The 12,858-nt window shown below is 49.4% G+C and carries 13 protein-coding genes; 8 read left to right on the top strand and 5 right to left on the bottom strand.

Translation table 11 applies throughout. From position 1 onward, the window contains the following. Positions 1 to 3: 3 nt before the first annotated feature. Together QVO99_RS01995 and uxaC are read right to left on the bottom strand one after the other, a co-directional pair. Positions 4 to 786, bottom strand: a complete 783-nt coding sequence (locus tag QVO99_RS01995; protein ID WP_022315917.1) for a polysaccharide biosynthesis/export family protein — start codon at positions 784 to 786, stop codon at positions 4 to 6. Between the two features lie 279 nt (positions 787 to 1,065). Next, a complete protein-coding gene (gene uxaC, locus QVO99_RS01990; protein ID WP_022315916.1) occupies positions 1,066 to 2,469 on the bottom strand; it encodes a glucuronate isomerase in 1,404 nt (467 codons plus the stop codon). A 145-nt stretch (positions 2,470 to 2,614) separates the two neighbouring features. Here uxaC and QVO99_RS01985 point away from each other — a divergent pair, with 145 nt between their 5' ends. Next, positions 2,615 to 3,688, top strand: coding sequence for a type I asparaginase (locus tag QVO99_RS01985; protein WP_022315915.1), 1,074 nt, complete (start codon positions 2,615 to 2,617; stop codon positions 3,686 to 3,688). 204 nt (positions 3,689 to 3,892) lie between these two features. On the opposite strand, the gene QVO99_RS01980 is transcribed toward QVO99_RS01985, so the two are convergent. Continuing rightward, positions 3,893 to 4,690: an EFR1 family ferrodoxin gene (locus QVO99_RS01980; protein WP_022315914.1), complete on the bottom strand. Its 798-nt coding sequence runs from the start codon at positions 4,688 to 4,690 to the stop codon at positions 3,893 to 3,895. Positions 4,691 to 4,796: 106 nt separating this feature from the next. Here QVO99_RS01980 and QVO99_RS01975 point away from each other — a divergent pair, with 106 nt between their 5' ends. After that, entirely contained in the window at positions 4,797 to 5,264 is a 468-nt protein-coding gene (locus QVO99_RS01975) for a nucleoside deaminase (protein ID WP_022315913.1), read from the top strand. Between the two features lie 67 nt (positions 5,265 to 5,331). Here the strand turns inward: QVO99_RS01975 and QVO99_RS01970 are convergent, their stop codons facing one another. Both QVO99_RS01970 and QVO99_RS01965 read right to left on the bottom strand, forming a co-directional pair. Next, positions 5,332 to 5,484 carry a hypothetical protein gene (locus tag QVO99_RS01970; protein ID WP_022315912.1) on the bottom strand — a complete coding sequence of 51 codons (153 nt, stop codon included), beginning with the start codon at positions 5,482 to 5,484 and terminating at the stop codon, positions 5,332 to 5,334. A 70-nt stretch (positions 5,485 to 5,554) separates the two neighbouring features. Then, positions 5,555 to 6,448: an RluA family pseudouridine synthase gene (locus tag QVO99_RS01965; RefSeq protein ID WP_042518924.1), complete on the bottom strand. Its 894-nt coding sequence runs from the start codon at positions 6,446 to 6,448 to the stop codon at positions 5,555 to 5,557. Positions 6,449 to 6,483: 35 nt separating this feature from the next. Between QVO99_RS01965 and QVO99_RS01960 the strand changes: the two genes are divergently transcribed. The 6 genes from QVO99_RS01960 to QVO99_RS01935 all read left to right on the top strand — a co-directional run bounded on the left by QVO99_RS01960 (position 6,484) and on the right by QVO99_RS01935 (position 12,754). Then, complete coding sequence (locus QVO99_RS01960; protein WP_288176871.1) at positions 6,484 to 6,735, top strand: hypothetical protein; 252 nt, start codon at positions 6,484 to 6,486, stop codon at positions 6,733 to 6,735. 253 nt (positions 6,736 to 6,988) lie between these two features. Further along, the gene (locus QVO99_RS01955; RefSeq protein WP_022315910.1) at positions 6,989 to 8,602 is read left to right on the top strand and encodes an ABC-F family ATP-binding cassette domain-containing protein; all 1,614 of its coding nucleotides are present in this window, start codon (positions 6,989 to 6,991) and stop codon (positions 8,600 to 8,602) included. Between the two features lie 165 nt (positions 8,603 to 8,767). Further along, entirely contained in the window at positions 8,768 to 9,352 is a 585-nt protein-coding gene (locus QVO99_RS01950) for a nucleotide exchange factor GrpE (RefSeq protein ID WP_022315909.1), read from the top strand. 14 nt (positions 9,353 to 9,366) lie between these two features. Beyond that, positions 9,367 to 10,551, top strand: coding sequence for a molecular chaperone DnaJ (dnaJ, locus tag QVO99_RS01945; protein ID WP_022315908.1), 1,185 nt, complete (start codon positions 9,367 to 9,369; stop codon positions 10,549 to 10,551). Between the two features lie 267 nt (positions 10,552 to 10,818). Beyond that, entirely contained in the window at positions 10,819 to 11,463 is a 645-nt protein-coding gene (locus QVO99_RS01940; protein WP_022315907.1) for a DedA family protein, read from the top strand. Positions 11,464 to 11,470: 7 nt separating this feature from the next. Beyond that, a complete protein-coding gene (locus QVO99_RS01935) occupies positions 11,471 to 12,754 on the top strand; it encodes a bifunctional folylpolyglutamate synthase/dihydrofolate synthase (RefSeq protein ID WP_288176874.1) in 1,284 nt (427 codons plus the stop codon). Positions 12,755 to 12,858 lie beyond the last annotated feature (104 nt).

Here is a 12,858-nt window from a genome sequence, read left to right as displayed (position 1 = left end):
GCCTTACAATCTAACCAACGTCACGATAAGCGACGTTATAGACGTCAGAGAACTGATACTTGCAATCCAGATCGACGTACTCGAACCAATTACAGAGTTTCTCTTCTTTGTTTTGTTAGGCTCCACATAAATCTGGTCATTCTGCTGCAGATAATAGTATGGAGACTTTATGATGTTTGCATCTGTCAAGTCAAGCCTGTGGGCAGACTTTCTTCCTTCGCTGTCTTCTCTGATAAGCAACACATTCTGGCGTTTACCATAGATAGTAAGGTCGCCTGCCTGTGCCAAAGCCTCGGGGAGACTTATTTTCTCTGTTTCCACAACAAACTCTCCCGGTTTGTTTACCTCACCATACACGCATACTCTGAAGCTGGACATGCGCACGGTGATGATAGGATTCTCCTTCTCTGCCATATAAGGTTTGATTCTGTCGTGGATGACAGCCTCACACTCGCGCTTGGTCAAGCCTGAAACTTTCACCAATCCTATGATAGGGAAATTGATGTAACCGTTGTTGTCAACAAGGTATGTTGACTCCTTGGCATTAGCAATGTTATTATTATTACCAGTATTGAGATTGAACGGCACGGCTGCTCTCGGATCGGTGGTATTTACGGTTATCACCAAGCCATCCTTAGGCATGATCTTGGCATCGAAAAGTCCCTTCGAAGAAGATAAGTCCAGTGTGTCAATGTTCTGATAATAAGCGAATTGCTTTATGCCACCACAGCTAAAGAGGGTGAACACAGCTACCAATAATACAATTGGCATAAGTAGTTTCTTCATACTCGTTCAATTAAGATATAGTTAAAATCTTTGCAAAAATAATCCTATTTTCTGAAAACGGCAAATATTTCTATACAAAATCCCCATTTCTCTCACATATAATTCATGTGGTGGGAAATGGGGATATGGATTATTCATTCATCGCCCCTCATGCCACTATCCTGGATAGTCAAAGGGGAAACGACTCAGTATGTTCGTCCTGTCCGTCAACTTATCTACTCGCCGACTTGTCCACCCGCTTATTGCGACCGACCTGCCGACGCGTGAACGCGACGGGAATCAATAGAACTTGAAGTAGTTGCGGGCGTTGTTGTAGCTGATGTCCTCAACCATGCGAGAGAGGCTCTCCATGTCGTTTGGCAGCAAGCCCTTCTCAACGTCGTTGCCGAGCAGATTGCAAAGCAGACGGCGGAAATACTCATGACGAGGATATGAGAGGAACGAACGGCTGTCGGTGAGCATACCTACGAAACGGCTCAGCAGACCAAGAACAGAGAGTGCGTTCATCTGGCGTGTCATACCGTCGAGCTGGTCGTTGAACCACCAGCCTGAACCGAACTGGATTTTGCCCGGGCATGAACCGTCCTGGAAGTTGCCGAGCATTGTGGCGATAACCTCGTTGGCACATGGGTTCAAGCAGTAGAGGATAGTACGTGTGAGCTTGCCTTCCTTGTTGAGTTCGTTGAGGAAGTGGCTCATCGCTGTTGCTGTGGTGAACTCACCGATTGAGTCGAAACCGGTGTCAGCACCGAGCTTGTCGTACATCAGACTGTTGTTGTCGCGGATTGCTCCGTAATGGTACTGCTGTGTCCAGTCGCTTGCGAAGTCCTGTTCAGCGAAGATGCGCAGGATGCAGTGTTTGAACTGGCGGACCTCCTGAGCCGAAAGCTGCTGCTTGCGCATTGCCTTCTCGAAGATTGTCTCGATCTGAGAGTCTGTATATGGTTCGTCGTAGAACTCCTCGATACCGTGGTCTGAAAGGCGGCAGCCGTTCTCATGGAAGAAGTCGTGGCGCTTCTGCAGAGCGTCCACCATGTCGGTAAACTTGTTGATTGTGACACCAGCCACCTCACCGAGCTTGTTCACGTATTCAGGGAATTCAGGCTTCTCGATGTTCATTGCCTTGTCAGGACGCCATGCCGGAATCATCTTGATTTCGAAACCGCTCTCGCGAGTCTGCTTGTGGTAGCGCAGATCGTCGATTGGATCGTCGGTGGTGCAGACACACTCCACGTTGTAGCGGCGCATGAATCCGCGTGCGGTATATCCTGGCTGCTTCAGCTTCTCGTTACATTCGTCGAAGATTTCTCTTGCTGTCTTAGGACTCAAAAGTTTGTCGATGCCGAAAGCGGTCTTCAGCTCGAGGTGGGTCCAGTGGTAAAGAGGGTTGCGGAAAGTGTAAGGAACGGTCTCTGCCCATTTCTCAAACTTCTCCCAGTCTGAAGTATCCTTGCCTGTGCAGAATCTCTCGTCAACACCGTTGGTTCTCATCGCACGCCACTTGTAGTGGTCGCCTCCGAGCCAAAGCTCTGTAATACTCTTGAACTGATGGTCGTTTGCCACCATTTCAGGAATCAGATGACAGTGATAATCGATAATTGGCATCTTGGCCGCATGATTGTGGAAAAGTTCCTGCGAGGTCTTGGTTTCAAGCAGGAAGTTTTCGTCCATAAATTGCTTCATGACTTAATATTATTTTAGTCTTAATTGTTAATATGTAATTTGTTTAATCTTTTCTGTGCAAATATACGGCATTTTTTTTGATTACATCATTTTTTAAGCTATATTTGCACAATCTAAACGAAAAATCAAATAGGCAAGACCTTTTATGAAAAACAAAAATTCAGTTTCTAACTATTCCTTCAAACGCACAGACAGAGTGCTTTTGATATACACGGGAGGCACAATAGGCATGGGATGCAATCGTGAATCAGGAGCATTGGAACCTCTGGACTTTAACCATCTAATCAGCTGCCTTCCGGAATTTGCTGCCATCGAGACGGGAATCGACTCTTATCAGTTCACGCCTCCCATCGACTCCAGCGACATGACGCCGCGCTTCTGGTCGCGACTCGTAAGGATCATTGCCGACAGATACGACGACTACGACGGTTTCGTAATACTGCACGGCACCGACACCATGGCATTCACGGCATCAGCACTGTCGTTCATGCTCGAAAACCTGACAAAGCCTGTGGTGCTGACAGGAAGCCAGCTGCCTATCGGTCAGCTGCGCACCGATGGCAAAGAGAACCTCGTGACGAGTATTGAGGTGGCTTCTGCCCACCATGACGACGGCACACCGATAGTTCCAGAAGTGTGTATCTATTTCAACGGCCACCTGCTGAGAGGCAACAGGGCAACGAAAGCAAACGCCGACGGATTCAACGCCTTTGAATCTTACAACTATCCTCATCTGGCAGATGCCGGAGTGAACATCACATACCACGAGGAGCATATCCTGAAGAGGGACTTCACGAAGAAACTCATCCCCCACTTCGCATTAGACCCCAACGTCACCGTGTTCACGCTTTTCCCTGGTGTGCAGGAGCAGATCACGCGCCACGTAATCGAGTCGCCGGAGCTTCGCGCCATGGTGATGAGGACCTACGGCAGCGGAAACGCACCACACCACCCCTGGCTCATGCGACTGCTCAAGGAGGCTACAAGCCGCGGAATCACTGTGGTGAACATCAGCCAGTGTGATGCCGGAGCCGTGGAGATGGGCAGATACGACACGGGATTCCAGCTCAAGAACATGGGCGTGGTGAGCGGTTACGACAGTACCGTGGAGAGTGCTTTGACAAAACTCATGTTCCTGATAGGTCAGCACAACGATGTTAATCTCGTGAGATCGAACATTGTGAGAGATATCTGCGGAGAGATAACTGTGACAGAATAAAGGCAAAAGAGAAGTCTCTGACTTTTACAAATAAATCGAGTAGGAGGAAAACGAAGCTGTTTTCTTCCTATTTTCGTATTTACAGTCCTCTCACACCACCGTTCGTGCGGTTCCGCATACGGCGGTTCCTATTTCGGCTGCCATTCGAGATACTATCACATAAGATAGAGAATAGAGATACCGTTTGCCTGAATATTTTGCATCCTATGCCCGTTTGGGGTCAAAGACATACTGTCCCTTCTTGTCGGTAACGCTGCCGAAACGGATGGCATGGCGTGGACAGTTATGATAGCAGGCGAAGCAAGTGAGGCAGCTGCCATCATGGTTCCATTGCGGCATACCGTCGTCGTCAAGCGACATGTTGCCGACGGGACACGATGCCACGCACTTCCCACACGACACGCAGAGCGACTCTTCAACATGGAAATAACGGTCGGTGACGAGTTTGCGCACAAATGCCTCGCCGAGCAGACCACTGTTGATTCTCTTCCATCTGCCCAGATAGCGCATGAAAGCCCCCTTCGCCCTCTCTCTTATCTTTTCTGCTATAAACTCCATGCGCGGCTGCGCTTCATGGAGCTTGTCGCTGACCACCTTCTCCTTGTCTACATCCATAAAGGGCAGTCCGATGTATGTATTCGGCATCCGCACATCAAACACGGCATCGAGAGAAACGCCTTGTTTCTTGAGATCGCTGCGCAATATATCCATACTCTCGCCAACGGTGTCGCCAACGGTACAGACTGAATACACGTAGGGTTTGACATTGCGCTCCGAACCGACGCTCAACGTCATTCCTGACAACACGCGACGAAGCAGCATCGGCGGGCGCCAACCGTGAACGGGAAAGAAGATGCCGAGAGGCTCTCCGGGGTTCAGCTGCACATGAAGGGGCTGGCTGCATAAAGAGGCGACGTCCACTACCCTCTCGTCTCCCGTCATGCGGGCGATGCTCTCGGCAATCCACCTGGTGTTTCCTGTGCCGGACAAATACAGTATCATAATCGTGAATTTAGGGTGTTTTCTTGTTTTATTGGGAAATATTCAATATCTTAGCAAAGAGTTTGAATGTATAACACTAAATCTATAACTAATAAAGGAATATTATATGAACGATAAAGAATTAATGCTCAGAGCCATAAGACTGTCTGAAGAGAGCGTGAAAAGCGGCGGCGGACCGTTCGGTGCGGTAATAGCACGCAACGGCGAAGTCGTGGCAGAGGCTTCCAACTGTGTCACTATAGACTGCGACCCTACCGCCCATGCTGAGGTGTCGGCAATCCGCAAGGCGGCAAAGGCCATCGGTTCATTCGACCTGGGAGGCTGCTCGATATACACTTCGTGTGAACCGTGTCCGATGTGTCTGGGTGCTATATACTGGGCACATCTCGACAAGATTTTCTATGCCAACGACCGCAAGGACGCTGCTGCAATAGGTTTCGACGACGACTTCATATACAAGGAACTGGAACTGTCGCCGGACCACCGCAACAAGCCATCCGAAATAATCATGCAGGAAGAGGCGAAAAAGGCTTTCCGCATGTGGGCGGAGAAGACAGACAAGACTGAATACTAACCCAAACCGGTCATCAGAACAGAATACGCAGAAATGTCCTGATGACCGATTCGTTTTATCACAAGCCTCAACTGAGCCACAAATAGTATATTGCCGCAAGCACCGCTGCCAGCACAACGAATATGGCGGTCTTTATCAGGCAGCCTGTGATTTTCTTCACAAGCAGGAACACCACGATAAAGGCTACTATACAGAATATGTAATATCCGAAATTTTCCATCTTTTCTTGAGTTTAATGATTAATTGAGCCAACATAGTAGAGGGCTCAGCAATCAAGCAGACCGATTGGCCTACTTGAACAGATGTCTGAACGCTGCCGGAATCATCGTCTCGAACTCCATCGCCTGACGGGTAACGGGATGATAGAAGCAGAGCATATAGGCATGAAGACAAAGGCGATGTATAGGGTCGTCGCCATTGCCGTATTTTATGTCGCCACATACCGGATGTCCCATATCGGCAGAGTGTACACGAATCTGGTTTTTCCTCCCTGTCTCCAATTTGTATTCCACAAGACTATGCTCCGTGGTGCGGTCGAGCACCCGGTAATGGGTGATGGCATATTTTCCGCCATTGTCCACCGGTGACGAATATGTCACGTATGCCTTGTTGTCCTTCAGCCAGTTTTCTATCGTTCCCTCATCATTCTCCATCTCTCCACTCACCACGGCAACGTAGCGTCGGTCAAAAACTATGTCATGCCAGTTGTGCTCCAGAATCTGCTCCGTCTCCATGTCCTTGGCATAAATCATGAGTCCGCTGGTGTCGCGGTCAAGACGGTGTACGACATGTGCCGTGCAGCGCTGGCGGGTCTTCTTGAAATAGTCGTCGAGCACGGCTTTCACGTTGAGCGACTTGTGGCCGGCTGCCATCGACAGGATGCCGATGTTCTTCTCTATCACCACGAGATACTGGTCCTCGTAGACAATCTTCACATAGCGACTCTTGAGCTTGTCGTTGTTTCGTTTCGTCTTGCTCACTTCTATCTTGGTGCCGGCAGCAACAGGATAGTCAAACTGTGTCACAGTCTTGCCATTAACCTTGATGCCACGGCCTTGAAGCGTGGCTTTGATCTTAGAACGGCTCTCCTTCACGTTGTTGAGGAGGAAGTTGAGCAACGTATCGTCTTGCTCCACTTGATAGTGGGCGTAATCATTGATGTTTCTGTTATATGTATGTCTCATATTGTCGTCTGAAAGAATTTTCGGGATGCAAATATATGAAAAAATCAGATACTTTTGCATCAATAATGCCAAAAGTCATTGATTTTATGGCAACGAGGCGTATTTTTTTTGCCATCATCGCCCCGGCAGAGATTACCGCAGGCGGTGAAGGGATAGCTATGTCGGATAAACCAGCCCAACAATTACGGCGACAAAAAAATATCCCTGAATTTTCCCCCACGGCGTGGGGAACGGTTCCCCCTAATGTGGGGTTTCATTCCCCACGTCAGGGGGAGATTTCGAAGTAATGCTTATCGTGAGGCATTTCGATGGAAATTGATTCGTCTGGCCACATTCTTTTCCTCTCGTCAGCCCGTAAAATATCCACAAATATTTACTTTTATTTCTCAATATCAATAATTTGCAGTAACTTTGCAGCCGATTTTGCCATATTGGGCAAAATTCGATGCCAAGGACCAAAAGGTATGCTTCGGGAATGTCTCTGGCAGAAAAGAAAGATAACAATAAGAAAGTACTATATAATAAGGTAGAAGAAAGAAAATGATTACAGTAACCAATCTCGCTATCCAATTCGGAAAGAGAGTACTCTACAAGGATGTCAATATCAAATTCACCAATGGGAACATTTATGGTGTGATCGGTGCAAACGGCGCAGGAAAGTCTACACTGCTCAAGGCTATCAGCGGAGAACTGGAGCCTAACAAGGGAACAGTGGAACTGGGACCGGGCGAGCGTCTCTCCGTGCTCGATCAGGACCACTTCAAATATGACGCATACAGCGTGATGGACACGGTGCTGATGGGACACGAGCCTCTGTGGAACAACATGAAGGAGCGTGAGGCACTCTACGCAAAACCGGAAATGACAGAAGAGGATGGTAACCGCGCTGCCGACCTGGAGCTGAAATTCGCCGAGATGGACGGATGGAACGCTGAGAGCGACGCTGCACAGATGCTCTCTAACCTCGGCATCAAGGAGCACATGCACCAGAAGATGATGAGCGAGCTGTCAAACAACGAGAAGGTGCGCGTGATGCTTGCAAAGGCTTTGTTCGGACACCCCGACAACCTGTTGCTCGACGAGCCTACCAACGACTTGGACCTCGACACCGTGCAGTGGCTTGAGGAATATCTGAGCAATGTGGAGCAGACAGTTCTCGTAGTGAGCCACGACCGTCACTTCCTCGACGCCGTCAGCACACAGACAGTGGACATCGACTTCGGAAAGGTTACCGTATTCTCAGGAAACTACTCTTTCTGGTATGAGAGTTCACAGCTCGCCCTGCGCCAGGCTCAGAACCAGCGTCAGAAGGCTGAAGAGAAGCGCAAGGAACTGGAGGAATTCATCCGCCGTTTCTCTGCCAACGTGGCAAAGAGCAAGCAGACGACGAGCCGCAAGAAGATGCTCGAGAAGCTGAACGTTGAGGAAATCAGACCGTCATCACGCAAATATCCTGGAATCATATTCCAGATGGAGCGCGAACCGGGCAACCAGATTCTGGAAGTGGAAGGACTGAAGGCCGTGGACAACGACGGCACAGTGCTCTTCGACAACGTGAGCTTCAACATCGAAAAGGGACAGAAGGTGGTGTTCCTGAGCCACAACCCTAAGGCCATGACTGCCCTCTTCGAAATCATCAACGGCAACCGCGAGGCGCAGGCCGGCACATTCAAATGGGGTATAACCATCACCACAGCATATCTGCCTCTCGACAACACTGAGTTCTTCCAGAGCGATATGAACCTCGTGGACTGGCTCAGCCAGTATGGTCCGGGCAACGAAGTGGTGATGAAGGGTTTCCTCGGCAGAATGCTCTTCAGCGGCGAAGAAGTGCTGAAGAAGGTGAACGTATTGAGCGGAGGTGAGAAAATGCGCTGTATGATAGCAAGAATGCAGCTGAAGAACGCCAACTGCCTCATCCTCGACACTCCTACCAACCACCTCGACCTCGAGAGCATTCAGGCTTTCAACAACAACCTCGTAGGATTCAAGGGCAACATCCTCTTCAGCAGCCATGACCACGAGTTCATACAGACCGTGGCAGACCGCATCATTGAGCTGACTCCAAACGGAACAATCGACAAGCTCATGCAGTATGACGACTACATCTACGACGAGCAGCTGAAAGAGCAGCGCGCCAAGATGTATGAATAAGAATCCTGTCTGTATAGACAAGGCTGAAAATCAAAAACTTTATCAATAATCCGGATAAGGGAAGCTGGTTTTTCAGAACAAGCAGAATATCCAAATTCCATTTATGGCAGAACCTTGCCCCTGTTGGCAAGGTTTTTGCTGATTAAAGGGAAAAAGCAAAACATTATGAGCAAAGAAAAAGATATAAAGAAAGAAACGGAAGAGATGGAAACCTCCAAGGCAAAGCAGGCTGAGAATGCCGCCAAGGAGAATGCCGGAAAAGACAATACCGAAAAGGAAGCTGAAAAGAAAGAGGAGAAAGACCCGCTGGAGGCTGCCAAAGAGGAGATTGCTGATCTCAAGGACAAATATCTGAGAAGCGTGGCTGAATTTGACAACTACCGCAAACGCACTATGAAGGAGAAGGCAGAGTTGCTGCTCAACGGTGCCGAGAAGACGGTGGCGGCAATACTTCCTGTGCTCGACGATATGGAGCGCGCTCTTGCCAGCGCCGAGAAGACAGACGATGCCGAGGCTCTGAAAGAAGGAATGAAACTGATATTCCAGAAATTCGAGAAGGTGCTTGGCGGACTTGGCGTGAACAAGATAGAGACAAAGGATGCTGACTTCGATACCGACCTGCACGAGGCTATCGCCATGGTGCCTGGTATGGGAGACGAGAAGAAGGGCAAGGTGCTCGACTGCGTGCTGACAGGATATAAACTCAACGACAAGGTGATAAGACACGCCAAAGTGGCAGTGGGACAATAAGGTAAAGACAGAATATGGCAAACAAGAGAGACTACTACGAGGTGCTTGGCGTAAGCAAAGACGCATCCGAGGACGAGATAAAGAAAGCTTACAGAAAAATCGCCATCAAATATCACCCTGACCGCAACCCTGGCGACAAGGTGGCTGAAGAGAAATTCAAAGAGGCTGCAGAGGCTTACGACGTATTGCACGACCCTCAGAAGAGACAGCAATACGACCAGTTCGGCTTCGATGGTCCGATGGGCGGCGGAGCCGGAGGTTTCGGCGGCGGATTCGGCGGCGGATTCAGCATGGACGACATATTCTCGATGTTCGGCGACGTGTTCGGAGGCCATGGCGGCGGTTTCGGAGGCGGATTCGGTAGCGGATTCGGCGGACGCGGTGGCGGTCGCCCGGCACAGCACAGAGGTGCTGACCTGCGACTGAAGGTTAGAATGACACTCGCCGAGATTTCAACCGGCGTGACAAAGAAATTCAAGGTGAAGAAAGACGTCACCTGCTCATGTTGCGGTGGTAGCGGAGCCGAAAAGGGCAGCAGCAAGGAAACCTGTCCGACATGTCACGGCAGCGGAGTGGTGACACGCACCACACAGAGTCTCTTCGGCATGATGCAGACACAGAGTGTATGTCCTACCTGTCAGGGCGAGGGCATGATAATCAAGAACAAGTGTAAGGCTTGTGGCGGCACTGGAGTGACAAAGGGCGAAGAGGTTGTCGAGATAAAGATACCTGCCGGAGTGGCCGGTGGCATGGTGGTAAACGTGCCGGGAAAAGGCAACGCTGGAATACACAACGGTGTGGCCGGCAACATTCAGGTGCTCATAGAGGAAGAACCGAGCGACACCTTCATCCGCGAAGAAAAGGACCTCATCTACAACCTGCTCCTTGACTTCCCTACGGCAGCTCTCGGCGGACAAGTTGAGGTGCCTACCATCAGCGGCGGCAAAGTGAAGATAAAGATTGAACCGGGCACGCAGCCTGGCAAGACGCTCCGACTCAGGGGCAAGGGACTGCCGGCGATACAAGGCTACGGACATAGCACCGGAGACCTCGTGGTACACATCAGCGTGTATGTTCCGAAGACACTGACAAAGGAGGAGAAGACAGCGCTCGAAGAGATGCAGAAGAGTGACAATTTCAAGGGTGACACTACGACAAAGCAGACCATCTTCCAGAAATTCAGAAGTTATTTCAGCTGACCGTAGCGACATCTGACACATAAACACTGATAATAGAACAGACTGCAATATAGTCTGACAAGCAACAATGGCGGAGTGTCTTTCATTCCGCCATTGTTGTTTGTATATTGTCATCATAGATGTTAAAACAGTCATAATATATGTTGTTTTAGATAATATATGTTGTTTTAGGCATCGCGTCTTTTGTGCTAAACAGGCAAATCATTAACTTTGCATCCTGATAACTATAAACATAGATAACCATAACAATAATTATACAAACAAATCATGAACTCTGCAGATCTTTTTCTCTGGATTCTCGACAATCTGAGCTATTGGGTAGTGACACTATTCATGGCAATCGAAAGCTCGTTCATCCCATTCCCATCAGAAGTAGTAGTGCCGCCGGCAGCATGGAAGGCGATGGACCCTGACAGCAACATGACATTCATACTGGTGATCGTCTTCGCAACCATCGGTGCAGACATCGGTGCGCTTGTGAACTATTACCTCGCCAAATGGCTCGGCAGACCGATAATATACAAATTTGCCGACAGCAGAATAGGACACATGTGTCTCATAGACCGCCAGTCGGTGGAAAAGGCAGAGGAGTTCTTCCGCAAACACGGAGCCACCTCCACATTCTTCGGACGACTCGTTCCTGCCGTGAGACAGCTCATCAGCATCCCTGCCGGATTGTCTGGCATGCATGTGGGCAGATTCCTCACCTTCACCACTCTCGGTGCCGGCGCGTGGAATACCGTGCTCGCCATGATAGGATGGGCGATATACAAATACACCGACTACAAGACTACACAGGACGTGTATCAGCAGGCGTTGAAATACAGTCATGAGATTGGCTACGTGCTTCTCGCTCTCGCTGTAGTAGTGGTAGCATTCCTTGCATACAAAGGATTGAAAAAGAAAAAATGAGAAAATGATGAATTACGAGGAAACGATACAATATCTTTATGACAGCGTGCCTATGTTCCAGAAGGTCGGTGCGTCGGCATACAAGGAGGGCCTTTACAACACCAAGGAGCTGGACAGGCATTTCGGTCATCCACACAGAAAATTCAAGAGCATCCACGTGGCAGGAACAAACGGTAAAGGCTCCTGCTCCCACACCATCGCCGCAATTCTCCAGGCTGAAGGCTACAAGGTGGGACTATACACATCACCGCATCTCGTGGACTTCAGAGAGAGGATAAGGATCAACGGCAAATGCGTCAGCGAGGAATATGTAATCGACTTCGTGGAAAAGGAGAGGGAGTTTTTCGAACCTCTTCATCCGAGCTTCTTCGAACTCACCACTGCCCTCGCTTTCAAATACTTCGCAGAAGAGGCTGTTGACTATGCCGTGATAGAAGTGGGACTGGGTGGCAGACTCGACTGCACCAACATCATATCTCCGGAACTGGCGATAATAACGAACATCAGTTTCGACCACACACAGTTTCTTGGCGACACTCTCGCAAAGATAGCCACGGAGAAAGCCGGAGTGATAAAACCAGAGACTCCCGTAATAATCGGCGAATACACGGAGGAGACGCGCCCAGTGTTTGAATCTAAGGCAATGCAGGAGAATGCTCCAATTACATTCGCACAAGATGACAAGGAGATTCTGACTGCCACTCCAAACTCAGGACAAGGCTTCGACTACGAGACAAAAGACTTCGGCAGACTGCATGGTGAACTGGGAGGCTACTATCAGGAGCGCAACGCCAATACCGTGCTCTGCGCCTGTCGACAGCTCATCAGCATGGGGATAATAAAAGACCAGGACTGCATCAAGAAGGGTTTTGCCAATGTGACAGAAACCACTGGCCTACGCGGACGCTGGGAGAGGATACAGACAAGCCCTACCGTGATTTGCGACACGGGGCACAACGTGGCTGGCTGGCAATATCTGAGCGAACAGATAAAGAAGCAACCTTGCAAGCAATTGAGAATGATATTCGGTATGGTGGACGACAAAGACATCGACAGGGTTTGCGAACTGCTGCCAAAGAACGCCATATATTATTTTACACAGGCATCCACCCACAGGGCAATACCTGTGGAGAAGGTAAAAGAGGATGGCGAGAAACATCAGTTGCGAGGCAACTCCTACCCTACTGTTGCTGCAGCCTACACCGCCGCTCTCAAGGATGCCGACAAGGATGATTTCATCTTCGTCGGCGGCAGCAGCTATGTGGTGGCGGATTTCCTGACGGATTTCTGAAAAGCAAGCTTACAAGCAGACAAAGAAACAAATTGACGAGTAGACGAGGAATACTATTTCATGATAATTCCCCGTCTGCTCGTTTTTCTTTTTTACTCTTTCCC

It is taken from the genome of Prevotella sp. CAG:592 (genome assembly GCF_000436015.1).
GTDB classification, from domain to species: domain Bacteria; phylum Bacteroidota; class Bacteroidia; order Bacteroidales; family Bacteroidaceae; genus Prevotella; species Prevotella pectinovora.
The sequence above is the reverse complement of the archived record's forward strand: the minus strand, read 5'-3'. Positions and strand labels throughout refer to the sequence as shown.

What these genes read in the sequence shown, in the direction of transcription:
- QVO99_RS01995 (WP_022315917.1), bottom strand. Translation starts at nt 786, where the DNA reads ATGAAGAAACTACTTATGCCAATTGTATTATTGGTAGCTGTGTTCACC.
- uxaC (WP_022315916.1), bottom strand. Translation starts at nt 2,469, where the DNA reads ATGAAGCAATTTATGGACGAAAACTTCCTGCTTGAAACCAAGACCTCG.
- QVO99_RS01985 (WP_022315915.1), top strand. Translation starts at nt 2,615, where the DNA reads ATGAAAAACAAAAATTCAGTTTCTAACTATTCCTTCAAACGCACAGAC.
- QVO99_RS01980 (WP_022315914.1), bottom strand. Translation starts at nt 4,690, where the DNA reads ATGATACTGTATTTGTCCGGCACAGGAAACACCAGGTGGATTGCCGAG.
- QVO99_RS01975 (WP_022315913.1), top strand. Translation starts at nt 4,797, where the DNA reads ATGAACGATAAAGAATTAATGCTCAGAGCCATAAGACTGTCTGAAGAG.
- QVO99_RS01970 (WP_022315912.1), bottom strand. Translation starts at nt 5,484, where the DNA reads ATGGAAAATTTCGGATATTACATATTCTGTATAGTAGCCTTTATCGTG.
- QVO99_RS01965 (WP_042518924.1), bottom strand. Translation starts at nt 6,448, where the DNA reads ATGAGACATACATATAACAGAAACATCAATGATTACGCCCACTATCAA.
- QVO99_RS01960 (WP_288176871.1), top strand. Translation starts at nt 6,484, where the DNA reads ATGAAAAAATCAGATACTTTTGCATCAATAATGCCAAAAGTCATTGAT.
- QVO99_RS01955 (WP_022315910.1), top strand. Translation starts at nt 6,989, where the DNA reads ATGATTACAGTAACCAATCTCGCTATCCAATTCGGAAAGAGAGTACTC.
- QVO99_RS01950 (WP_022315909.1), top strand. Translation starts at nt 8,768, where the DNA reads ATGAGCAAAGAAAAAGATATAAAGAAAGAAACGGAAGAGATGGAAACC.
- dnaJ (WP_022315908.1), top strand. Translation starts at nt 9,367, where the DNA reads ATGGCAAACAAGAGAGACTACTACGAGGTGCTTGGCGTAAGCAAAGAC.
- QVO99_RS01940 (WP_022315907.1), top strand. Translation starts at nt 10,819, where the DNA reads ATGAACTCTGCAGATCTTTTTCTCTGGATTCTCGACAATCTGAGCTAT.
- QVO99_RS01935 (WP_288176874.1), top strand. Translation starts at nt 11,471, where the DNA reads ATGAATTACGAGGAAACGATACAATATCTTTATGACAGCGTGCCTATG.